This window comes from Amycolatopsis coloradensis, assembly GCF_037997115.1.
Lineage (GTDB): Bacteria > Actinomycetota > Actinomycetes > Mycobacteriales > Pseudonocardiaceae > Amycolatopsis > Amycolatopsis coloradensis_A.
Genome location: NZ_CP150484.1, coordinates 7,971,558 through 7,993,197, shown reverse-complemented (window position 1 = coordinate 7,993,197; position 21,640 = coordinate 7,971,558). Strand labels below are relative to the sequence as shown.

The following is a 21,640-nucleotide window of genomic DNA, read 5'->3' as shown; positions in this document are numbered from 1 at the left end:
ACCGGAGGGGTCTCCGCCCCGGACGGTCGGTGAGCCGTTCACCTCGGTACCGGTCATCCGGAATCGGCACCACCCGACATCGTCGGCCGGTATGGTCACCCGCGCGAGGTTTGCCGGGTTCGACGGTTGGCGAGGTAACGGGTGGCGGGGGAGGCCGGGCGGCTGCTGACCAGTTTCGGATACCGGTATGCCGTCGTCGTGCGGGTCGCGACCTTGCCGCCCATAGCGGCGATCGGCCTGCTCAGGAGCTCACCCGCCGCATTCGCGGCCACGGCCGTGGTGGTCGCCGTCGCCGTGGTCTGGACCTGCGCACAGGGATGGTGGCTGCGGCGGGCCCCGATCGCCGTGGACGTGGCGGTGCTGCTGGGCTTGTGCCTCACCGTCTTCTGGACCGACGCCGAGGCGGACGGCAACACGGGCTGGCTCCGGCTCCTGGTCGTCTTCGCGTGCGTGACCTGGCAATGGCGCACCCCGCTGCTGACCGGTGCCCTCGCGGCGCTGATCGCCGGTGGCGGGATGCTCGTCGTCTTCGCCGCCGCTGGGCTCACCCTGAGCGCGTCGCAGGTGTGGGTGCCGGCGATGGCCGCGATGTCCAGGGTGGCCTGGGTGCTCGTCGCCCGCGCGGCCGAACGCGCCGATCGGACGGCGGCCGAGGCCGAACAGGTGCGCCGAGAGGCCGCCGTGGCGGCGGCGGTCCGCGCCGAGGAACGTGAGCTGGCGAACTCGCTGCACGACACCGCGGCCACCACCCTGCTGATGGTCGGCCTCGGGCAGGTGCCCCCGGACGCGGATTGGCTGGCCCCGCAGGCACGCCGCGATCTGGCCCGGTTGCGTTTCCTCGACGACGGGCGGACATCGCCGGAGGCCGACCTCGTCGAGTTGCTCCGCGCGGACCTCGGCACCGGCCACCTGACCGTCGAGCTCGACGTACCGCCGCGGCTGTCGCTGCCGTCCGAGGTGGCGGGCGCGATCGCCGGGGCCGTCCGGGAGGCGCTCAACAACGTGCGCCGCCATGCCGGGACGGACCGGGGACGGGTCCGGCTGCGCGGCGACGCGCAGGCGCTCTCGGTCGAGATTTCCGACGAGGGAAAAGGATTCGCCGCCGGCGACCGGGTGACGGCGCGACGCGGGTTGCGGGAATCCGTGCACGGCAGGATGAACCGGGTCGGTGGCACGGCGGCGATCACCTCCGCCGAAGGGGCCGGCACGGTGGTCCGGCTGAAGTGGTCGGCATGAGCGGCGGTGAAGCGACCCAGGACCAGCTGAGGCGCGGGCTGCGGATCGCCGTGCTGCTCGTCGCGATACTGACCGTTGACGTGCTCGGGTCGAGTAATCTCGTGCGGGGCCTGAAATCCCACGAACTGCCCGCTGTCCAGTTCGCCGCATTGGCCGCGCTGACCGCGGTACTGGCCGTCGAAGTGGTGCTGGTCGTACTGCGGCGGCCGTGGGGCGTGGCGCGGTGGCCCGCCGTCGCCCTCGTGCTGGCCGCGTCCGCGCCCGCGTACCTGACCTTGCCGGACGGCGAGACGGCGACCACGGTGGACTGGATGTTCGGCGCGGCCAACTGGGTCGGCATCGTCGTCCTGCTCGACCGTCCCTTGAGGACGATGCTGGCCTTCCTGGTGGCACACGAGTCGCTCGCCTTGGCGAACCTGCTGCTTTTCCAGGACGCGAGCCGGAGCGTGCTGGCCCGGTTCGTCACCGGTTCGGTGACGGTGATCGGCCTTCCGCTGTGCGTCGCCGTGGTCGCGGCCGTGCTGGGCCGGATCGGCGCGCGGGCGGCCGAGGCCACGCGGGAACTGGAACGGTTGCGCACCGCGGAGGCCGTAGCGGCGGGCGCGCACAGCCGTCGCGAGCAGCGGCTCGCCGAGCTGACCGACACGACCGTACCGTTGCTGACAGGTCTGGCGGACGGTTCGCTCGCGCCCTCGGATCCCCTGGTGCAGCGCGGATGCGCGATCGAAGCGGCCCGGATGCGCCGGCTGTTCGCCGAAACCGACGAGGTGGAGAACCCGCTGCTGCATGAGCTGAGACAGTGCGCGGACATCGCCGACCGCAAAGGCGTCGAGGTCGATCTGGACGTGCGTGGCCACTGGCCCGTGCCACCCGTGGCCGTCCGGCGGGACCTCACCGACGCCGCGCTCACCGCGCTGGCGACGGCCGGATCCTGGGCGCGGGTCACCGTGGTCGGAAGCCCCGGATCGGTGTCGGTCAACGTGGTCGCGGACTGCGCCGAGCCGATCGCGTCCACGCCGAGGGCACCGGACGTGCGGATCGAGATCTTCGACGGTGACGGAACGGTCTGGATGGAGGCACAATGGCAGCCGGCGGAGAGCTGATCACGGCGGTGATCGTGGACGACCACGCGGCGATCGCGGCGGGTGTGCGGTACTGGTGTGAGCAGGCGGACCCGCCGATCGGTCTCGTCGACGCCGGAGCCCGCCTCTCCGACGTGTGGACCGGCCCCGGTGCCGCCGCCGACGTGGTGATCTTCGATCTCGAGCTGGTGCCCCGCAAACCGGATTTCGGCGAACTCCGCCGTCTGGTCGAGAGCGGCCGCCGCGTGGTCGTGTACTCCCAGCACGCGGACAACGCCACCGCGATCAAATGCATCGATCTCGGCGCGCTCGCGTATCTGACCAAACGGGAGGGGCCCGAGCACCTCGTACCCGCGATCAGGGCCGTCGCGGGCGGGCAGACGTACACGGCGCCGTCGCTGTCCGGCGCGCTCGCCGCGGACGACTCCCCGGGCAGGCCACGCCTGTCCCCACGCGAAATCGAGGTACTACGGGCATGGTTCGCCGCCTCCTCCAAGGAACTCGTCGCCGCGAAACTCCACATCACGGTCAAGACCGTCGACACGCATATCGCCCGGGTGCGCGTGAAGTACTCGAACGTCGGACGTGAGGCCCGCACCAAGAGCCAGCTCGTCACCAGGGCACTCGACGACGGTGTCATCACGCTAGCCGAGCTCAACGAGGCTTCGATGTAAGGCGTTCACCGGACATCCCGGGAGCCGCGATCGGTCTAGCGTCACCGGAGCAGGGGGCGCCGCGGGCATTCGGTGTCGAGGGGACCGGATGCCCGCGGCACCGCTTCGAGGAAGACGCCCGAGGGAGTTCGATGAGCCAGCCCGGTCCGCCAGTGCCGTACCCCGTGCCGCAACCGGGGTGGCAGTACCACCAGCAGCCACCTCGCAAGAAGAAGACCGGGCTGCTGATCGTGCTGCTGGCGCTGGGCACCGTCATGGTGCTCGGGCTGGCTTTCGGCGGGTACTGGATCTTCGTCAGGGAAGGCGGCTCCGACGCGCCACCGCCCGTGAACGCCTCGCAGGACGTGGCGAAGGCGCCGATCGGTTGTGCCGTCTTCGACAAGAGCGAGGTGGCCCGCTACATTCCCGGCCGGACGGATTTCGAGGCGGGATCGGCCAACTCGACCTCGGACTCCCTGGAACAAGGGCAGTGCGCCTGGAACAACACCGACACCTTCATCAAGGACAAGGTCCGGGCGGCGCACGTGATCGTCACCGGCTACGTCTACCACGCCACCCGCACGAAGTCCGGAGTGGACGCCGCGACGGAACACCTGAAACGCCGGGTCCGGAACGGGGTCGCGGTGAACGTGCGGAACGCCGACGAGGCTTTGCTCGTCGAGCAAGGGAAACGCGGCCACTCGGTGGCGGTCACCGCTCGGTATCGCAACATCGTGTACCACGTCGACTACACCAACCAGACCGACGGCGCGCCGGTCAAGGACGGGGTGACCGCACTGGCCACCGCCGCCATCGGCAAGGTGGCGCCCAAGCGCTGAGCACGGTCACCTCCGGGGCCGTTTCCCGGCCGGTGTGGTTCGTTCGACCGACAGTGCGCCGGTGCGTCCGTGGATATCTTGTGGCTGATACCCCGGCAACTCCTGAGGAGCACCATGACGACCACCCGGCGCGTTTTCGCCGTTCTGGCCACCGCGGGCCTGGTCATTTCGGTCCTCGGCGCGGGCTCCGCCTCCGCCGCGACCAAGGGCAAGATCTACATTTCCAACAACTGCGGCAAAGTGGTCTCCACCACGATCCACCGCACCAACGGCTCGATGATCGCGGGCACCTCGTCGGCGCCCTCGGGCAGCTACTTCGGCTACCCGGTCGACCCCGGCACCTACCAGGTCCGCGTGCCCGCCGGGAACCGGGACGTGACGATCCTCGACCTCGGCGGCAAGGCGCACTCGGTCATCGTCAGGGCCTGCTGACCTCCCATCAGGTCTTCGCCCGGCGCAGGCGTTCGGCCACCTGCGCGCGGACGACGTCATGGGAACCCGGGGGAGCGCCGTGCAGCACTTCCCAGCGGACGTCGTGCGCCACGGGCCACAGGCTCGCCGCCCACGCGACCTCCTGCTCCTCCGTGGTGAACCGGCGGCCCCGGTCTTGGGAAAGACCGCGCTCGCCGCTCCCGCCAGTGCGGCCTCCGGCTGCCACGCCAGGCTGTCCCAGTCGTGCACGGCCCAGATGCGGCCGTCGTGCCAGCGGAGGTTCTGCGCTTCGAAGTCGGCGTGGCCGAGTACGCGGGGCAGGCCGGCGGAGAGCAGCCGTTCGCGGATCCGTTCGGCCGCTTCGACGACGTACGCGGGTACGGCGTCCTGGTCCCGCCGATCGAGGTCCCCGATGGACGGCCACAACCCGGGATCCGTGTGGTCCCACCGTATCCAGCGGGGATTCGGCAGTGGCGGCGGGACGGTCACGTCGGCCAGTCCGGTCATCAGCCGGGCGAACACCGCCGCGCAGCAGTTCACCGCCGGGCCTGGATTCCTCGGCGTGCACGGCCAGCGTCCCGACGCCGGTCGCGGGCGTGATCGGCCGGGCGCACGGAAATCCCCGGTCGGCCAACCGGGCCTGCGCGGTGACGCACGACGCGGCGCGGCCGTCGTCTTCCCGCACCTTCACCACGACGTCGCGCCCGGTGGCCAACCGCAGCCCGAACACCGCCGAGATCGACCGTGCCCCGAACAGCACGGCGACCGGCTTGCCGCCCAGGTGATCCACACCCCACCCGGGCAGCCAGTCCGGCAGATCGCCCCCTGTCACGTATCCGTTCCTACCAGAGACGTTCATGGTCGTACTCGGCGAAGGCCTCCGCCGCGTCGCCGTCCAAGATCATCGACAGCGCGTAGGAGATGGTCCAGATCCACTCCTCGAGGCGAGCCGCGTCCTCGTCGTCGATCAGGCCGTTCCCGCGGAGCATGCCGTCGGGCGCGACGCCCCAGGCCCGCGCGAAGTGGCAGATCCCGACCACGGCGGAAACGACTTCACGCGGCACAGAGTCGGCCTGCAGCTGTTCGGTGAGAGCGCGCAACGCGGCCATCACCTCATGATAATTCTCCTCGCGCAACCCGCTGAAGGGTCGCAAAGACCCGAGAAACCCTGTCCGCCACCGCGGATCATCCACATCCGGGTGCGCGCCGGAGTGGAATAGGAGGGCTTCGCGGGCATCGGCAGGGGTCACGAGGGGACCGTAGCGCGAGACCGCACACGTCGCTCAGTCCGCCAGCGCCGCGCCGAGGGTGCGGGCGGCGCGGGCGACGGTGTCGGACATCGTGACGGGTGACTGCGGCAGCGTGAGCACGGTCGCGATCGAGCCGACCGTCCGGCCGGTCGGCAGCCTGACGGACGCTTCGACGGCGACGAGTTCGTGTTCCGCTTGCCAGGTCGGGCAGAAGCGGCCGGTGCGCTGGGGCACGGTCGATCCGGGCCGGAGAAGGACGCCGTCCTCCGGCCGGGTGAGGCTGGCGGCGGCGATCAGGATGCGGCCGTCACAGGGTACGGCGAGTACCGAACTGGCTCGGGTGGCCGCGGCCAGGCGCCGGAGCTCGCCGCGCGCGAGTTCCAGCAGCCGCGGATAGGGCTGCCACGATTGGCCGAGCCGGAATGCCTGCGCGCCGACGCGATAGCGGTTTTCGTTGCGCTGGACAACCTCCAGTGCGGTCAATTGCTCGAGTAATCGGTATGCCGTCGATTTCGGTATCGAACAGGAATTGGCCAGCTGGGTCAATCCTGCTTCACCTTGATGTCGTACCAAGGCATCCAATAGGGTGAAGGCGCCTTCGAGGACGCTTCTGGCTCTTCTCTTGGTCTCCACTGAAATCCCCTCGCGCGGTCCGCTGGACGGAATCCTTGCTGACAAGGCCATGCCGCCGGTGTCAGGCTGGAACTGCCCCGGTCCGTATCTTCGGTCAAAAAGCGCGGGCTGGGAAGAGCACGTCCACCGAACGGAAAGAGGTACCGGAAAAATGCGAAGATCCATTCGGCTGGGGACGGCATTGGCGGGTCTGCTCGCGGGCCTGCTCGTAATGCCACCGGCCGCGGGCGCGGACGATATCGGTATCGCCGCCTCGCCGGCGTCTCAGAAGCCCGCCGCGGATTTCGATGGCGACGGGTTCGCCGACAAGGCGGTTTGGCGGCCGGGTAACGGTGTCTGGTACGTGATCCGCAGCAGCAACGGCAGTGTCGTGACCCAGCAGTGGGGTGTCTCGGGCGACGTGCCGGTGGCCGCGGACTACGACGGCGACCATCGGGCCGACTTCGCCGTGTGGCGGCCGAGCAACGGTATTTGGTACATCATCCAGAGCAGCACCGGCGCGGTGGTGACCCAGCAGTGGGGCGTGTCCGGCGACGTTCCGCTGACCGGCGATTTCAATGGTGACGGCCGCTCCGATTTCGCGGTGTGGCGGCCGAGTAATGGCACCTGGTACGTGCTCGGTATCGCCACGGTGCAATGGGGTGTCGCCGGTGATGTTCCGGTCGCCGGCGATTTCAACGCCGACGGGCGCGCCGACTTCACGGTTTGGCGCCCGAGCGACGGCGTCTGGTACGTGCGGGGAATCGCGACCCAGCAATGGGGTGTCGCGGGCGATATTCCGGTGGCCGGCGATTTCAATGCGGACGGGCGCGCCGATTTCGCCGTTTGGCGGCCGGGTAACGGTGTCTGGTACGTGCTCGGTATCGCGACCCAGCAATGGGGTGTGGCGGGCGACGTGCCCATGGCGGGCAATTTCGGCGGCGACCCGCGGGCGGACTTCGTGGTGTGGCGGCCGTCGAACGGGACCTGGTACGGCCTTGGCCTGTTCACCACCCAGTGGGGGACAGCGGGCGACATCCCGGTCTGAGCCGAGGTCGGCGATCTCGCCGTTGTTGTCGAACCTGTTCATGCACTACGCCTTCGATGACTGGTTACATCGGATGCAGCCGCTGGTCAGGTTCGAACGGTACTGCGACGACGTGATCGTGCACCGCGTCAGCGAAAAGCAAGCGCAGTATATCAAGAGGTCGATCAAAATGGCCGCCGATGGGTTACCGGAGTTCATCCCGCCCCAATACCGAGGCCCGCTCCGACAACCCCGCCGAAACACCCTCCACCACCACTGACCCCGAGGAGCCCGCCAGCCACACCGGCGACGGGCTCCTCGGCANAACACCCTCCACCACCACTGACCCCGAGGAGCCCGCCAGCCACACCGGCGACGGGCTCCTCGGCATGCCCACGCCCGGACGCTCCGTGAAGGGCTCCTTCCCTACCCTGAGAGTAGTGAAGGAGCCCTTCGCTACCTGCCACCGTGTGATCGCGTTCGAACCGGCGCGAAGCAACCGGCAGAAGTCGACGGCCCGTTCTGCCGGGAAGGCTGCATGGGCCCGAGCGTCGTCCCGGCTTAGGTTTGTGCCAGTTGTCCAGCGGCGACGCGGGTCCTGGACAACGAGACCCAGGCCGGGACGTCGTCCGCGACGTCCCCGCGCACGCCGAGGCCGACGGGATACCGGCCTTGCGGCGATCGGCCGGTGTCCCCCCATCCCGAGCCGGCCTCGGCGTGCCAACACCTTCGAGGAGTGGAACCACGTCACCTAGGAACCGGAACCGTAGTTCGGTTTGCCCGCTTCGGATCGGCCGAGCCGGTCTCGGAGACCCATCGCGCGTTCCCGGTCCGCGCGGGCCGATGCCGGGTCGTCCATCTCCTCGGACAGCGCCGCTCTTTCGCCGAGCGTGTCGATCCGCGCCTGTGTCAGCCCGATGCGTTCGTAGAGTTCCTCGGCCTCGGACAACCGGCGGCGCGCGTTCGCGTGGTCGCCCTGGCGTCGCATGAAGCGTCCGGTCTCCTGCAGCGCGCGGGCCTGGCCCATGGCCGCGCCGTGACGACGGAACAGGCCGAGTGCCGTCTCGCACTGGGTGAGTGCCCGATCGGCAGCGTCGAGCGCGGCCAGGTTCTGGGCCGAACGCAACAGCACGTACGCGTAGTTGGTGTCGTCCACCGGAGTACGCGAGCCGCCGTGTTCCGGCGCGAAATAGCGGACGCAGGCGTCGAACTCTTCGGCGGCTTCGCCGAACCGGCCCTCCCGGTACCAGTACGAGGCCCGCATCGTCCGTGCCACATGGACTCCGAGCGGATACTCCGCCTCCCCGAACAGGCGCACCGCCTCGTCGAAGAGTTCGGGAGACGTCCCGCAGCCGGTGTCGCGGGCATGGGCGCTCGTCAGGTACACCCGTGCCCAGCCCTGTTCGCGCCGGTCGCCCGCCCTCACCGCGGCGTCCCAGGCCAGCTTGGCCGTCCGGACGGCCTCCTCCGCCTGATCGCACAGCGAGGCCTGTACCCAGGACAGATAGTTCCGGTGGACCGCCTCCTCCCGATCGCTGCCGAGCGCGATGGCCGCGTTCACGGCGAGTTCGAACACGTCGTACCAGGTGCTCGCGGTCCCGCCGATCTCCGAATACCAGTGCATGGATTCGGCCAGGTCGAGCACCGGCCGGTGGTCACCTCGCGCGGCGACGCTCTTGACCGCGGCGTGCCAATTCTTCAGCTCGACCTCGAGCCACCTGCCCGCTCCGGAGTGGTCGCCGAACGACGGCGTCGCGACCGGGAGCGGGCTGACCCCGTCGGTCGGGTGGAAGTAGCGGCCCGCCGCCGTCGCGGTGCGCACCAGCCAACCGGCCAGCCGGTTTTCCGCCGCTTCGACGGCATCAGGGGCCTCCTCGCGGGCCAGCCGCTCGGTCGCGAAAACCCGCAGAAGGTCATGGAACTGGTACCGGCCGTTCTCCTGCGACGTCTGCAGCAGACTCGCGTCGGTCAGTTCCTCCAGGAAGACGGCGGCGTCGTCCTCGCCGGCCGCTTCGATGAGCGTGCTCGCGGCCCCCACCGAGAAGTCCGCCGCCGGGACGAGCGACAGCCGCCGGAACACGGCGGCGGCGTTCGGGCTGAGCTGGCGATACGACAGTTCGAACACGCTGCGCACGTCGAGATCGCCGGCGGTCAGGGTGGCCAGCCGTCGGCCGCGGTCCCGGAGCTGATCCACCAGACGGGACAGCGGCCAGGTCGGGCGGCTCGCCAGCCGGTTGCCCGCGATCCGCAGCGCCAGCGGCAGCCGCCCGCACAGTTCGACCAGTTCGAGCGCCTCCCGCCGCTCCCGCGCGACCCTGTCGGCCCCGATGATGGTCGACAGCAAGGCGACCGCGTCGTCCTCGCCGAACACGTCGAGGGCGAGCCTGCTCGCGCCTTCCAGTCCCACCAGCATCTGACGGCTGGTGACCAGGGTGAGACATCGTGGCCCGCCGACCAGCAGCGGGCGGACCTGGGCTTCGTCGGCCGCGTCGTCCAGGACGATCAGGGTGGCCCGGTCCTGCAAGAGGGAGCGGCACAGGCTCACCCGGTCGTCCGGATCGGCCGGGATGCGGACGGCTTCGACCCCGAGCGAGCGCAGAATCAGATGCACCACGTCCGCCGGGTTCGCCGGCTCGGCGGACATCCCGCGCAGCTTCAGGAAAAGCCTGCCGTCGGGGAACTCCTCGGCGAGGTTGTGCGCCACGCGGACCGCGAGAGTGGTCTTGCCGGTCCCAGGAGGTCCGCTCAGGATCGCGACCCGCCCGGACCTGCGGCGACCGGCGCCCAGATCCGCGGAAAGGGCGCGCAACGCGTCGAGATCGCTTTCGCGGCCGGTGAGGTCGTCGACGTCCGCCGGCAGGATGCCGATCAGGGATGCGCCGGGGATCCCGGCCGGTGCGGGCGTGGAAGTGCGGCCCTGGCGCGCGACCTTCTGCAGGCCGGTCAGCTCTTCGTCGGTCAAGGACAGCGGCGCGGCGAGCGCTTCGATCGTCCGGCGTTGCGGGCTTTTGGCGATCCCGCGCTCCATGTCGCTGATGGCGCGGACGCTCACCCCGGACCCCTCGGCGAGTTCCTCCTGCGTGAGGCCCGCTCGGACGCGGTAACCCTTCAGCAGCACCTTGAAAGTCGTGGCTGCCCTTCCCAGGGCGGCGTTCGTCATGGCCGGATTATCCCGCCCCGCCGTGCGGGCTCAACTTGACTTTGGTCTCAAATCGCGGCGGGCGCGGCCTTCGTGCCGACGAGTGAGAAACCGTTTTCCGTTCCTTCGGGAAAGGGCTTTCAGCAGTCCGTCGGGTGTTCATACAGGTGAACGACTGTCCAAAGTGGTCATATTCGGCACCCGCCGCCATAACGGCTGGTGATCGCCTCGGCCCGGTCCCGCAAGGAGGCGCGTAACCAAGGCGGTTCAAGGGCCTCCGCGTCCGTGGCGAGTTGCCACAACGCCCATTCGGCGTGACGCGCGTCCTGGAAGGTCACCTCCATGCGCAGACGGCCGTCTTCGGCGGATTCTTCCGCGAGTACGGCCAGCGCGGTGCCCACCAGTTCGTCCCGCCGCACCGGATCCACCAGCACCGACACGGCGACCTGGTCCCCGCCGCTCCGGAACCGTGTGCCGCGTTCCTGCCAGGTCCGGTCCAGGTCCACCCGGTCCGGGCGTTGCGCGGGTTCGGGGAGCTCCTCGGCGGCCCGCACCCGGGACAGCCGGTAGGTGCGGTCCTCACCGGACCTCGTGGCCAGCAGATATCCCCGATCCCGGACGGTGACCAGGCCGATCGGATCCACCGTGCGCCACCGCGGTGCCCGGCCCTCGGCCGCGTAGTGGATACGCAGTTTGTGTCCCGCGAACACCGCGCGCCGGACCTCGGAGACGACGGCGTCCGGCACCTCCTCGGCGGGCACCCGGCGCGAGAGCAGATCGGTCTCCGGGTCGATGAGCAGGCGCCGGGCCGCGCCCGCCGCGGTGTCCCGCTGGCCTTCCGGCAGCGCGTCGACCACCTTGAGCATGGCCGACGCGAGTGCCGAGCCGAGGCCGAACGCCTGCGCGCCGCGCCGTGATCCGGCGATCAGCAGCGCGAGCGCCTCGTCGTGGTTCAGCCCGGTGAGTTCGGTCCGGAAACCGGGCAGCAATCCGAAACCGCCGTGCCTGCCGCGTTCGGCGTACACCGGGACACCTGCCGCCGACAGCGCCTCGATGTCACGGAGCACGGTGCGGGTGGAGACCTCCAGTTCGCGCGCGAGCGTGGTCGCGGACAGGCGGCCGCGGTGTCGCAACAGCAACACCAGTGAGACCAGCCGGTCGGCGCGCATGGCCGGAACTCTAGCGGAATACACGACACAGGATGTCGTGATTGGCTGCGAGGCTCATCCTCATGACAAGCAGGACTGTGGCCACCGAGCCGAACGATCTGGGCAAGTTGTTCATCGAGCGAGGCAACGCGGGCGATGTCGACGGACTGGTGGCGTTGTACGAACCGGGCGCCGTACTGGCGTTCCCGCCGGGCAACATCGCGACGGGGCACGCGGAGATCCGCAAGGTGTACGAGGAGTTCGTCGCGGCCGCGCCGGAACTCCTGCCGGGCAGGCAGCATCCGGCGCTGGTGGGCGGCGACCTGGCGCTCACGGCGTCCACGCTGACCACCGGTGAGGCGACCATCGAGGTCGCCCGCCGTCAGCCGGACGGGTCCTGGCTCTGGGTGCTGGACCAGCCGGTGTTCGTGCCGTGACGAGACGGCTCGCCGGCGGCGGACCCGGGTCCGTCACCGGCGAGCCGTGCGCGGCGTCAGAGTGTGCAGTTCCTGGCCGAACCCGTGTTCACCTTGGCTCCGGTGAACTCCTCGATGATCGCGATGTTCTCCGGGGCATAGTTCTTGGCGACGATCTTGGCCACGTCCGCGCTGCCGAGTTTGGCGGCGTGGGGCGCGGATTGATCCAGCCAGTAGGCGGTACGGAGGAATTCGATGAGTACCAATTCGCGCAATTCGGGCTGGGCCTTGATCTTGGTCCAGTAATCGGGATGTTTTGTCTTGGCGACGCGAAGGTAGAGTTGAAGGTAGCGCATGTTCGTCGCCGCGATGTCCCGCGAATTGCTCGCGCCCACGCCCTGGATGTACTCCGCGACGACCGTCGCCGCGGGCAATCCCATGAGCCCGGCGTTGAGTTCCGCGATGACTCCTTGGATCCGATACGAGCCCTGCTGCTGATCCCGCAGGTAGATGTCGTCCATCGAACGCGTGAGATCATCCGTGATCAGCGGCAGGATTTCGCGACGGGGGAATCCGCCGTGGATCGGGACCTTCATCGCCTTGCGGGAAGCGTCGATCCACGCCGAGACGTACACGTCCCACGATGTTCTCGAAGGATCCAGGTCCCACATGTGGGTCTCTTCGTGGATCGCCACCATCAGGGACTCCGCGAGCGCGTTGAAGCTGGTCTTGTTGACGAACTGGCTGAAGTACTTGTCCTTGGCCTGGGCGATCGTGAGGCCTTCGCCGCTCGGCCAGCGCCGCTTGTACACGGCTTGGATCGTCTGCAGCCACTTCGTGGACTGGAAACCGGCTTTTATGTCACTTACATCGGCTTTCGGTTGTACGGGTTCTTCATAACAGAAGGGGGCTCGGGCGGTCGCCGTCTCTTGAGCGGAGACGGGGAATGGGGTGAGGGACAGGGCGAGGCACGCGGTCAGCACGGTAATGCCATATCGGCGCATAAGGACCTCGGTTCACGGTAGGGTTTTCCGTGGGTCGGACGGAAGTGTCCCCCACCGATCACCGTCATTCAATGATCAGGCCCGGACTGCGGCTGTACAGGCTAGGAATTATGGCTGCGAACGGGCGAGTCCACGATCAGCCGGGATCGGCGCATGCTGTAACCGAAGTAGATGAGCAGGCCGAGCGCCATCCAGCCGGCGAAGACGATCCAAGTCTCGCCGTCGAGGCTGAGCATCATGTAGCCGCAGCACAGCACCCCGAGGATCGGCGTGACGGGGGAGAACGGCACGCGGAACGAACGCGGGGCCTCCGGTTGCCGCTTTCGCAGCAGCAGGACGGCGACGTTCACCAGCCCGAAGGCGAACAACGTGCCGATGCTGGTGGCGTCGGCCAGCTTCCCGAGCGGGATGAACGCGGCCAGCGTCGCGACGAAGCCGGAGACCACCAGGGTGTTGATCCGCGGCGTGCCGGTCTTGGGATCCACTTTGGACAGTGAGGCGGGTACCAGCCCGTCGCGGGACATCGAGAACAGGATGCGCGTCTGTCCGTAGAGGACGGTCAGCACGACACTGGAGATCGCCACGATCGCGCCGACGGCGAGCAGCCCGGCCCACAGCGGATTGTCGGACACGGCGCCGAGCACGTGCGAGAGCGCGGCCTCTTGGCCGTCGAAGTCCTGCCACGGCAGGGCGCCGACCGCGGCCACGGCGACAAGGCAGTACAGCACGGTGACGATGGCGAGCGAGAGCAGGATCGCCCTCGGCAGGTCCCGCTGCGGGTTCTTCGCCTCCTCGCCCGCGGTCGACGCCGCGTCGAAGCCGATGTAGGAGAAGAAGAGCTTCGCGGCACCGGCGCTCAGCCCGGCCAGGCCGAGCGGCAGGAACGGGGTGAAGTTCGCCGCCCGCACCGCCGAGAACGCGATCGCGCAGAACAGCACCAGCGTGCCGACCTTGATCACGACCATGATCGCGTTGGCCCGCGCGCTCTCCTTCGCGCCGGACAGCAGCAGGAACATGGCGAGCAGCACGACGACGATGGCCGGGACGTTGACGATCCCGCCCGAGCCCGGCGGCTGGCTGAACGCGTCGGGGATGGCGAAACCGAACGTCAGCCGCAGCAGTTCGTTGAGGTACTGCCCCCAGCCGACGGCCACCGACGCCACCGAGACGCCGTACTCGAGCACCAGGCACCAGCCGCAGACCCAGGCGACCAGCTCGCCGAGCGTGGCGTACGCGTAGGAGTAGGACGAACCGGACACCGGGATCATTCCGGCGAGCTCGGCGTAGGAGAGCGCCGAGAACAGCGCGGTGATACCGGCGAGCACGAACGACAGCACGACCGCGGGGCCCGCGACGGGGACCGCTTCGCCGAGCACGACGAAGATCCCGCTGCCCAGCGTCGCGCCGATGCTGAGCATGGTCAGCTGCCCAAGGCCGAGCGATCGCTTCAGCGTGCCGTGATCACTGTCGGCGATCAGATCGGCGACCGGTTTCCGCCGCACCGCCGCGGCTCGCAGAGTCATGCCGAGGACCGTATCTGCCGTGCCGGACACGCAGAACAGGAGATCGTTGCCGGGTTACCTGCATTACAGGCGATTCGTGGAACGGTACCGGTCGATCGCCTGAGCACCCGAAAGTTGCCGATCGTGCACCCTGCGCCAGATCAGCAGGGAGAGCACCGCGCCGCACAAGCAGAGGAACATGTCCCACTGCGTGTCCCAGACGTCTCCCTGGGTGCCCAGGAAATCGTCCGCGCCCGCACCGGCGACCATCGCGCTGAACCATTCCACGAACTCGAAACCGGCGGCGATCGTCACGCAGACGCAGACGGTCAGGAACGCGACCCAGGCACCGGGCCGCAGCGGGGTCCGGCGCAGCAGCACCTCGCGCACGGCGATCGCCGGGACGAAACCCTGGACGACGTGGGCGAACCGGTCGTAGTTGTTCCGCTGAGTGCCCATCAGCCCCTGCACCCATTCCCCGGCCGGGGTCTCCGCGTAGGTGTACTGCCCGCCGTAACACAGCACGATCGCGTGCAGCACCAGTAGCCAGCACAGCAAGCGGGTCAAGGGAAAGCGTTTGCGCAGGGCCACCACCAGCGGCAGCCCGATCAGCACCCAGACGACTTCCAGCAGCCAGGTGCCGGGGGACCTGGCCTGGACGCCGGTCACCACGAGCACGACGACCACGGAGCCGGCCAGCAGGATGCCTTCCGTCCGGCCGACTCCGCGCACCATGCGTGGGACCCTACTGTGACGGGCCCCGGCTCGCTCAGTTCAGCTTGCGCATGTCGGCGGGCAGGCCGCCGCCGGCGTAGACGTCCTCGGCGAGCTTCGCCAGCGCGGTGAGCGCGACGTTCTGGCTGAACGGCCCGTAGGACACCCGGGAGACGCCGAGCTTCTGCGCGGTGGCCAGCGGGATCGAGCCCGGGACGCCGATCAGGTTCACCTTGCGCTCGCCCAGCGCCTCGACCAGCCTGCCGACCTGGGTCTCGTCGAGCTTGCCGGGCACGAAGACGTTCGACGCGCCGGCGTCCAGGTACGCGCGGCCCCGGGTGATCGCGTCGGCCAGCACCTCCTCGGGGTCACGGTCGCCCGCCCGGAGGAAGGCGTCGGTGCGGGCGTTGAGCACGAAGTCGATCCCGGCGGACTGGGCGGCGGCGACCGCGGCCTCGACGGCCTTGACCGACTCGTCCAGCGGTTTCATCTGGTCTTCGAGGTTGCAGCCGACCGCGCCCGCCTCGATCGCGCGGGCGACCGTGCCGCCCGGGTCGCCGTAACCCGCTTCCAGGTCCGCGGTGACCGGCAGGTCGCCCGCCACCCTGACGATCAGGGCGACCTCGGCGATCATCTCGTCGCGGGGGATCACCTCGCCGTCGGGGTAGCCGCGGGCGGCGGCGATACCGTGGCTCGGGGTGGCGAGAGCCTGTGTACCAGGGGTTTCGGCGACGACCTTCGCGGTGATCGCGTCCCACACGTTGACGACGAGCAGCAGTTCCGGGGCGGCGTGCAATTCCTGCAGCCGGGTGGCCTTCTCGGCGATGGAAACCATGCCTTCAATGTAGAGGTTTCGCCCAGCGGCGCCGATTCCTGTTACGCGCCAGGCCGGAGCGGCGACTGGTAGGGATAGCACTTCGAGGGAGGTCCCGTGGAGCTGACGATCAACGCCGCCGGCGACGAACAAGCGCTGACCGAGTTCTACAGCTGGCTCCGCGACGACGCCGGCGTGACGCGGTCCGCGACGATCAGCCTCGCGGGCTCACGGAGCACGGGGGAGATGGGGGTCTTCGAGGTCATCTGCATGTCCATCGGCTCGCTGACCGGGCTGGCGAATCTGGGCATCGCCTGGAGCAACTTCCTCCGCTCCCGCAAGGAAACGCCCCCGTTCACCATCACGGTCGAGGGGGAGCTGACCGCCGAACAGCGCGCCATGCTCCGGAACCTGGACCTGCCGCTTTCGTGGTGAGGGGAGTCGGGTCGGGCGGACCACCTGGACCGAACGGCCACCGACGGCCGCGCCTTCGCCTTACGACCCCGCGCCGCTTCCCAGCCACCGCAACGTTTCCAGTGCGACGGCCACGTCCACCGCGTTCTCCGTCAGCGGCCGGGGGAGCAGTTCGCCGGCCCGTGCCAGCCGCCGGACGACGGTGTTCCGGTGGGTGTAGAGCCGTTCCGCGGTCCGTGTCGTGTTGCCCAGTTCGTGCACGTAGGCCCGCACCGTCTCCCGGGTCTCGGCGTCGGCGTGCCGGAGTTCGCCGAGGGTGTCGGCGATGAATTCGCCCGCCTGCGCCGGATCACCGGTGAGCAGGGCGAGCAGCTGGATGTCCTGGTACCGCGCGATCTGCTGCGGCGAGGTGAGCCGGGCGAGCATCCGCTGGGTGGCGGCGGCGTCCAGATGGCTGCGGCGGAATCCGTCGATCCCGCTGCCGGGCCGTCCCAGCGCGACCCGGACGTCGGGGTGCGGCGCGAGGTCTTCGGCGAGCCGGTCCGCGCGCGGCGGGGTCCGGCCGGGCAGCCAGACCCACAGGGCGGCGGCGCTGGCGACGACGGTCAGCCGGTGTGAAGCGCCGCTCGCCCGCATGAGCGTTTCCGCGGCGGTTTCGAGCTGCTGGGACGACGGTGTCGCCGAGCCGCTCCAGACGATCGCGGCCGTATGCGGTCCGGCGAGCGGGTAGCCGAGCTGGGCCTCGGCCCGCGAGCGGCTGATGGGCGCGCCTTCCAGCAGCAGGGTGACCGTGGCCCGCCGCTCGGCGTGGGCACCGCGGGTCAGTTCCGAGCGTTCGGCGGCCATCCGTTCGGACACGGCGGCGACGGTGTCCTCGATGAACGTGGTGATCGACAACGACGAGACGTCCAGCAGCTCACGAAGCAGGACCGGGTCCGACGTGAGGTCGAAACAGATCTCGATCCACCGGCGCCAGGCCACCCCCTGCGCCCGCCGGTAGGCGTCGAGGCCACCGGAGTCGAAGCCGCGCCGCACCATGTCGCGAGCGCCGTCGAGCACTTCCCGGTTCAGGTTGGCGGCGACGCGTTCACCGGGGCGCTGCACGTTGGCGGCCGCCCAGTGCAGCAGATTCGCCAGATTGGCGCGTTTGGTCCCCTCGGTGAGCACGGGGTCCTCGGCGACCGCGCGCATACTGCCCCCGCCGAGCGAGGCCTCGTGCAGCTCCTCGATCCATTCGGCACGCGGATGCAGCACGATCTCCGCGCCCCGCCGGAAGAGGTCACGCGCCTCGGGCGACAGGGTCGGCCACGGCGATGCGGCACTCTGCACCATAGTTCCATCATGATGGTGCAGATAGTGCTAGCGCAAATCCCCACCTGCCCCCCATCGTGGAGGCAACCGAGACGAGGCTGGAGTACCGCATGACGACGAGCACACCCGTCGAGCACCTCGACGTGGTCATCATCGGTGCCGGGATTTCCGGGATCGGGGCCGCGCGCTACCTGAAGACCGAGAACCCTGGCAAGACGTTCGCCATCCTGGAGGCGCGTGGCGCGTCCGGCGGTACCTGGGATCTGTTCCGCTACCCGGGCATCCGGTCGGACTCCGATCTCCACACCTTCGGCTACGAGTTCAAGCCGTGGCGGGACAAGCAGTCCATCGCCGACGCGCCCCGGATCCTGTCGTACCTGCGCGAGACGGTCGCCGAGAACGGCCTCGAACCCGCCATCCGCTACCACCACAAGCTGCTCTCGGCGGCCTGGTCGAGCGACGAGGCGCGCTGGCTGCTCGAGATCGAGCGGACCGACACCGGCGAGCGCACCAGCCTCAGCGCGGGCTGGCTGTTCAACGCGGGCGGTTACTACCGCTACGACGAGGGCTTCACCCCGCGTTTCGAGGGCCGGGACCGGTTCGCCGGCACGATCGTGCACCCGCAGCACTGGCCCGAGGATCTCGACTACGCGGGCAAGCGCGTCGTCGTGATCGGCAGCGGCGCCACCGCGGTCACCCTGATCCCGGCGATGGCGGGCACCGCGGCGTACGTGACGATGCTGCAGCGCACCCCGACCTACGTCATGCCGGTGCCGCGCGAGGACAAGATCGCCAACGGCCTGCGCAAGATCCTCGGCGAGGAGCGGGCCTACGCGCTCACTCGCCGCAAGAACATCCGCAAGGGACTGGCGGTCTGGCAGTTCTGCCAGAAGTTCCCGAAGACCGCCCGCGGGCTCATCCGTTACGTCAACAAGAAGCAGCTTCCCAAGGGCTATCCGGTCGACGAGCACTTCAACCCGCCGTACGACCCGTGGGACCAGCGGCTGTGCGCCGTGCCCGGCGGTGACCTGTTCGCCGCCATCCGCAAGGGGCAGGCCGACGTCGTCACCGACAAGATCGCGACCTTCACCGAAAAGGGGATTCTGCTCGAATCCGGGCGGGAACTGGAAGCGGACATCATCGTCACCGCCACCGGACTGAACCTCCAGGTGTTCGGCGGGGCCACGCTCAGCGTCGACGGCAAACCGGTGATCCTGCCGGAAACCGTCGCGTACAAGGGAATGATGCTTTCGGACGTGCCGAACGCCGCGTTCGCGATCGGCTACACGAACTCTTCGTGGACGCTCAAGATCGGCCTGCTGTGCGAGCATTTCTGCCGTCTGCTGGCGCATATGGACGCCCACGGCTATGACGTCTGCCGTCCCGTCGTCGCCGACCCGGACATGCCGACGAAGCCGTTCCTGGACTTCGCCGCCGGATACGTCCAGCGCGCTCTCGACCAGCTCCCGCGTCAGGGTGACCGCATGCCGTGGCTGACGTCGATGAGCTACCACTCCGACATCAAGCTGCTGCGCGCGGACGACATCACCGACCCGGAGCTGCACTTCTCGCACGCCGACGTCCGGGAAGCGGTGAGTTCGTGAGCGACAGCTTCGCCGACCTGCCCGGCGGCCCGCGGATCTGCTACCGCGAGGACGGCCCGGCCGACGGTGTACCGCTGGTGCTGATCGCCGGTCTCGGTCTCGACCTCACGTCGTGGCCGCGGCCGATGATCGAGGGGTTCATCGGTCGTGGTTTCCGCGTCATCCGGTTCGACAACCGCGACGCGGGCTGCTCGGATCGCATCAAGGCGCCGAATCCGGGCAAGCTCCGGCAACTGCTGGCTCGGCCGCTCCCTGATGCCTACGACCTGGGCTACATGGCGGCGGACACCGTCGGCCTGCTGGACCACCTGGACGTCGAGAAGGCGCATCTGGTCGGTATGTCGATGGGCGGCATGATCGCGCAGACTGTCGCCGCCCGGAACCCCGGCCGCGTCCTGTCGCTGACGTCGATCTTCTCCACCACTGGGCATCGCCGCGTCGGGCAGCCTGCGAAGTCGACGTTGCTGCGCATGGCGAGGCGGCCCGCCCAGACGGTCGAGGAATCCGTGGTCGGGCACCTGTCGTTGATGGGTCACCTCGGGTCGGCCACGTTCCCGCTGGACAAGGACGTCGAAACGGCCTGGGCCGAGGGCCTGTGGGAACGGGCAGGGGGACGGCGCGCCCGCAGCGGTATCGCCCGGCAGATCGGCGCGATCCAGGCCAGCGGCGACCGCACCGCCGAACTCGCCCGCATCACCTGTCCGACGGTCGTGGTCCACGGCGACACCGATCGCATGGTCCACCGCAGCGGGGGGCGGGCGACGGCCAAGGCCATCAAGGGCGCCCGCTACGTCGAAATCCCCGGAATGGGGCACCACATCGCCCCGGACCTGGTCGAGCGGCTCGTCGAGCTGACCGCCGAAGTGGCCCTCGACCCGGCGGGAGAAACCCGATGAGCAGTGTTCGCGGCAAGGTCGCCGTCGTCACCGGTGCCGGTTCCGGCATCGGCCGTCAGCTGGCCCTCGAACTCGCGCGGCGCGGTGCCCGGCTCGCGGTGTCCGATGTGGACGAAGCGGCGCTGGCCGACACCGTCGCCGAGGTCAAGGCCTTGGGCGCGGAAGTGCAGAGCGGCACGCTGGACGTCAGCGACCGGACGGCCGTGCTGGAGTACGCGACCGCCGTCGCCGGGCAGTTCGGTGTGGTGCATCAGATCTACAACAACGCGGGGATCGCCGGCGGCGGGCAGACCGTGCTCGACGCCGACTGGGAGCTGTACGACCGCACGCTCGCGGTCAACCTCTTCGGCGTCATCAACGGCACCAAGGCTTTCCTGCCGCATCTGATCGACTCCGGCGACGGCCAGGTCGTCAACGTCTCCAGTCTCAACGGGTTCATGGCCCAGCCGACGCTCAGTGCCTACTGCGCCAGCAAGTTCGGCGTCCGCGGCTTCACCGAAGCGCTGCGCACCGAGATGATCGCGGCCGGGCATCCGGTGCGGGTGACCGTCGTCCACCCGGGCGGGGTCAAGACCGGCATCGCCTCGGCGGCGTTGAAGGAAGCCGAGGCCCGCGGCATCGAGCCCACCGCCGAACAGCGGGAACGCGTCCGGGTGTACAACGAAAAGCTGCTGAAGATGCCGGCCGGCCAAGCCGCCCGCATCATCGTCGACGGGGTCGAGGCAGGAAAGCCTCGGGTGCTCGTCGGGAACGACGCGAAACTGGTCGACCGGCTCGTCCGGCTGCTCCCGCGCCGGTACCCGAAACTGATCGTCGACTTCGAGCGGCGGCGTCTCGCTCGCTAGGCGTCGACGCTCCGGTGCCCGAACAGGCCGAGCAGCCAGGTGTAGCGGACAGCTTCGCGCGCCTGGCCGTAGGCGTCTTCGGTGCCGATCCAGATGGCCTGCGTGATCAATTCGATGGTGGCGGCGACGACCGTGCGCGCGGTGAACGGCGGCGGTGACGGCAGCGCGGGATCGGTGGCACGCAGCCATCTCGCCGTCCGGTCGAAGACGGCTTCCCCAGCGCGCAAGGTGTTCTCCCGTACTTCGAGCCCCGCGTCGCCGAGCGCGTAGATCTCCAGCAGGACGGCGCGGACGGCGATGGGGCGCCGGTGCACGTAGTCGACGAGGAAGTCGCAGCAGGCGGATACGGCGTCCAGCGGGGTCGCGGCCTCGGCGCCCACGGCGACGCCCTGGGTGATGAACTCGGTGGTGATCTCGCGATAGGCGGCGAGGAAGGCGTCCTGTTTGCCGGTGAACTGTTCGTAGAACGAGGTCCGGGACACGCCCGCCGTGGCGGTGATGTGGCCGACGGTGGTGGCGACGTAGCCGCGTTTGCCGGTGTTCTCCAGTACCGCGTCGATCAGCCGGGCGCGCTGGGTTCCGGCGACCTCGTCGCGGCTGAGGTTGTGCGGCCCCTTCGGCAGCTTGCGGTGCTCGGTCACGTGCCGCACCGTACCGGCTCCCCGAAGTCCGTGAAGGCCTCCTTCCCTACCTTGAGAGTAG

General features: G+C 69.3%; 23 protein-coding genes and 2 pseudogenes. 12 read left to right on the top strand and 13 right to left on the bottom strand.

Annotation, left to right across the window (positions count from 1 at the left end; translation table 11 throughout):
• Positions 1-141: 141 nt before the first annotated feature.
• The 5 genes from LCL61_RS37365 to LCL61_RS37345 all read left to right on the top strand — a co-directional run bounded on the left by LCL61_RS37365 (position 142) and on the right by LCL61_RS37345 (position 4,242).
• Positions 142-1,236 (top strand): sensor histidine kinase, encoded by a 1,095-nt coding sequence (locus LCL61_RS37365; protein WP_340684097.1) that lies wholly within the window; start codon positions 142-144, stop codon positions 1,234-1,236.
• On the top strand, positions 1,233-2,339 hold the full coding sequence (locus LCL61_RS37360; RefSeq protein WP_340684096.1) for a hypothetical protein: 1,107 nt from the start codon (positions 1,233-1,235) through the stop codon (positions 2,337-2,339). Before LCL61_RS37365 ends, LCL61_RS37360 begins: the two co-directional genes overlap by 4 nt.
• Entirely contained in the window at positions 2,318-2,992 is a 675-nt protein-coding gene (locus tag LCL61_RS37355; protein WP_340684095.1) for a response regulator transcription factor, read from the top strand. The genes LCL61_RS37360 and LCL61_RS37355 overlap by 22 nt, the downstream gene beginning before the upstream one ends.
• Positions 2,993-3,123: 131 nt before the next feature.
• On the top strand, positions 3,124-3,810 hold the full coding sequence (locus LCL61_RS37350) for a hypothetical protein (protein WP_340684094.1): 687 nt from the start codon (positions 3,124-3,126) through the stop codon (positions 3,808-3,810).
• Between the two features lie 114 nt (positions 3,811-3,924).
• A complete protein-coding gene (locus LCL61_RS37345) occupies positions 3,925-4,242 on the top strand; it encodes a hypothetical protein (protein WP_340684093.1) in 318 nt (105 codons plus the stop codon).
• Between the two features lie 7 nt (positions 4,243-4,249).
• Here the strand turns inward: LCL61_RS37345 and LCL61_RS42750 are convergent, their stop codons facing one another.
• The gene (locus LCL61_RS42750) at positions 4,250-4,468 is read right to left on the bottom strand and encodes a hypothetical protein (RefSeq protein ID WP_425341959.1); all 219 of its coding nucleotides are present in this window, start codon (positions 4,466-4,468) and stop codon (positions 4,250-4,252) included.
• Between the two features lie 50 nt (positions 4,469-4,518).
• Positions 4,519-4,749, bottom strand: a pseudogene (locus tag LCL61_RS42745) (hypothetical protein); the annotation flags it as partial.
• Between the two features lie 89 nt (positions 4,750-4,838).
• Here LCL61_RS42745 and LCL61_RS37335 point away from each other — a divergent pair.
• A complete protein-coding gene (locus LCL61_RS37335; RefSeq protein ID WP_340688821.1) occupies positions 4,839-5,027 on the top strand; it encodes a hypothetical protein in 189 nt (62 codons plus the stop codon).
• A gap of 57 nt (positions 5,028-5,084) precedes the next feature.
• Here the strand turns inward: LCL61_RS37335 and LCL61_RS37330 are convergent, their stop codons facing one another.
• From LCL61_RS37330 to LCL61_RS42740, 3 genes and pseudogenes are all read right to left on the bottom strand, one after another.
• The gene (locus LCL61_RS37330) at positions 5,085-5,351 is read right to left on the bottom strand and encodes a hypothetical protein (protein ID WP_340684092.1); all 267 of its coding nucleotides are present in this window, start codon (positions 5,349-5,351) and stop codon (positions 5,085-5,087) included.
• A gap of 174 nt (positions 5,352-5,525) precedes the next feature.
• Complete coding sequence (locus tag LCL61_RS37325) at positions 5,526-5,975, bottom strand: transcriptional regulator, IclR family protein (RefSeq protein WP_340684091.1); 450 nt, start codon at positions 5,973-5,975, stop codon at positions 5,526-5,528.
• A gap of 30 nt (positions 5,976-6,005) precedes the next feature.
• Positions 6,006-6,176: pseudogene (locus tag LCL61_RS42740) on the bottom strand (hypothetical protein); the annotation flags it as partial.
• Between the two features lie 100 nt (positions 6,177-6,276).
• On the opposite strand from LCL61_RS42740, the gene LCL61_RS37320 reads away from it, so the two are divergent.
• Positions 6,277-7,152, top strand: a complete 876-nt coding sequence (locus LCL61_RS37320; RefSeq protein ID WP_340684090.1) for a VCBS repeat-containing protein — start codon at positions 6,277-6,279, stop codon at positions 7,150-7,152.
• Positions 7,153-7,882: 730 nt separating this feature from the next.
• Here the strand turns inward: LCL61_RS37320 and LCL61_RS37315 are convergent.
• Both LCL61_RS37315 and LCL61_RS37310 read right to left on the bottom strand, forming a co-directional pair.
• Positions 7,883-10,291, bottom strand: a complete 2,409-nt coding sequence (locus LCL61_RS37315; protein ID WP_340684089.1) for an ATP-binding protein — start codon at positions 10,289-10,291, stop codon at positions 7,883-7,885.
• A 167-nt stretch (positions 10,292-10,458) separates the two neighbouring features.
• Positions 10,459-11,439: a helix-turn-helix transcriptional regulator gene (locus tag LCL61_RS37310; RefSeq protein ID WP_340684088.1), complete on the bottom strand. Its 981-nt coding sequence runs from the start codon at positions 11,437-11,439 to the stop codon at positions 10,459-10,461.
• 77 nt (positions 11,440-11,516) lie between these two features.
• On the opposite strand from LCL61_RS37310, the gene LCL61_RS37305 reads away from it, so the two are divergent.
• Positions 11,517-11,855, top strand: coding sequence for a nuclear transport factor 2 family protein (locus LCL61_RS37305; RefSeq protein WP_340688774.1), 339 nt, complete (start codon positions 11,517-11,519; stop codon positions 11,853-11,855).
• Positions 11,856-11,911: 56 nt separating this feature from the next.
• Here the strand turns inward: LCL61_RS37305 and LCL61_RS37300 are convergent, their stop codons facing one another.
• From LCL61_RS37300 to LCL61_RS37285, 4 genes are all read right to left on the bottom strand, one after another.
• Positions 11,912-12,646, bottom strand: a complete 735-nt coding sequence (locus tag LCL61_RS37300; protein ID WP_340684087.1) for a hypothetical protein — start codon at positions 12,644-12,646, stop codon at positions 11,912-11,914.
• Positions 12,647-12,939: 293 nt separating this feature from the next.
• The gene (locus tag LCL61_RS37295; protein WP_340684086.1) at positions 12,940-14,361 is read right to left on the bottom strand and encodes an amino acid permease; all 1,422 of its coding nucleotides are present in this window, start codon (positions 14,359-14,361) and stop codon (positions 12,940-12,942) included.
• Positions 14,362-14,424: 63 nt separating this feature from the next.
• On the bottom strand, positions 14,425-15,075 hold the full coding sequence (locus LCL61_RS37290; RefSeq protein ID WP_340684085.1) for a DUF2238 domain-containing protein: 651 nt from the start codon (positions 15,073-15,075) through the stop codon (positions 14,425-14,427).
• Between the two features lie 34 nt (positions 15,076-15,109).
• Complete coding sequence (locus LCL61_RS37285) at positions 15,110-15,889, bottom strand: isocitrate lyase/phosphoenolpyruvate mutase family protein (protein ID WP_340684084.1); 780 nt, start codon at positions 15,887-15,889, stop codon at positions 15,110-15,112.
• Positions 15,890-15,985: 96 nt separating this feature from the next.
• Here LCL61_RS37285 and LCL61_RS37280 point away from each other — a divergent pair, with 96 nt between their 5' ends.
• Positions 15,986-16,303 carry an effector-associated constant component EACC1 gene (locus LCL61_RS37280; RefSeq protein WP_340684083.1) on the top strand — a complete coding sequence of 106 codons (318 nt, stop codon included), beginning with the start codon at positions 15,986-15,988 and terminating at the stop codon, positions 16,301-16,303.
• Between the two features lie 60 nt (positions 16,304-16,363).
• On the opposite strand, the gene LCL61_RS37275 is transcribed toward LCL61_RS37280, so the two are convergent.
• Complete coding sequence (locus tag LCL61_RS37275) at positions 16,364-17,614, bottom strand: PucR family transcriptional regulator (protein WP_340684082.1); 1,251 nt, start codon at positions 17,612-17,614, stop codon at positions 16,364-16,366.
• Positions 17,615-17,703: 89 nt separating this feature from the next.
• Here LCL61_RS37275 and LCL61_RS37270 point away from each other — a divergent pair, with 89 nt between their 5' ends.
• The 3 genes from LCL61_RS37270 to LCL61_RS37260 are packed head-to-tail and all read left to right on the top strand — an operon-like array spanning position 17,704 to position 20,938.
• The gene (locus LCL61_RS37270; protein ID WP_340684081.1) at positions 17,704-19,197 is read left to right on the top strand and encodes an NAD(P)/FAD-dependent oxidoreductase; all 1,494 of its coding nucleotides are present in this window, start codon (positions 17,704-17,706) and stop codon (positions 19,195-19,197) included.
• Positions 19,194-20,093 carry an alpha/beta hydrolase gene (locus tag LCL61_RS37265; protein ID WP_340684080.1) on the top strand — a complete coding sequence of 300 codons (900 nt, stop codon included), beginning with the start codon at positions 19,194-19,196 and terminating at the stop codon, positions 20,091-20,093. Before LCL61_RS37270 ends, LCL61_RS37265 begins: the two co-directional genes overlap by 4 nt.
• A complete protein-coding gene (locus LCL61_RS37260) occupies positions 20,090-20,938 on the top strand; it encodes an SDR family NAD(P)-dependent oxidoreductase (RefSeq protein WP_340684079.1) in 849 nt (282 codons plus the stop codon). Before LCL61_RS37265 ends, LCL61_RS37260 begins: the two co-directional genes overlap by 4 nt.
• On the opposite strand, the gene LCL61_RS37255 is transcribed toward LCL61_RS37260, so the two are convergent.
• Positions 20,935-21,579, bottom strand: coding sequence for a TetR/AcrR family transcriptional regulator (locus LCL61_RS37255; RefSeq protein WP_340684078.1), 645 nt, complete (start codon positions 21,577-21,579; stop codon positions 20,935-20,937). The genes LCL61_RS37260 and LCL61_RS37255 overlap by 4 nt on opposite strands.
• Between the last annotated feature and the right edge of the window lie 61 nt (positions 21,580-21,640).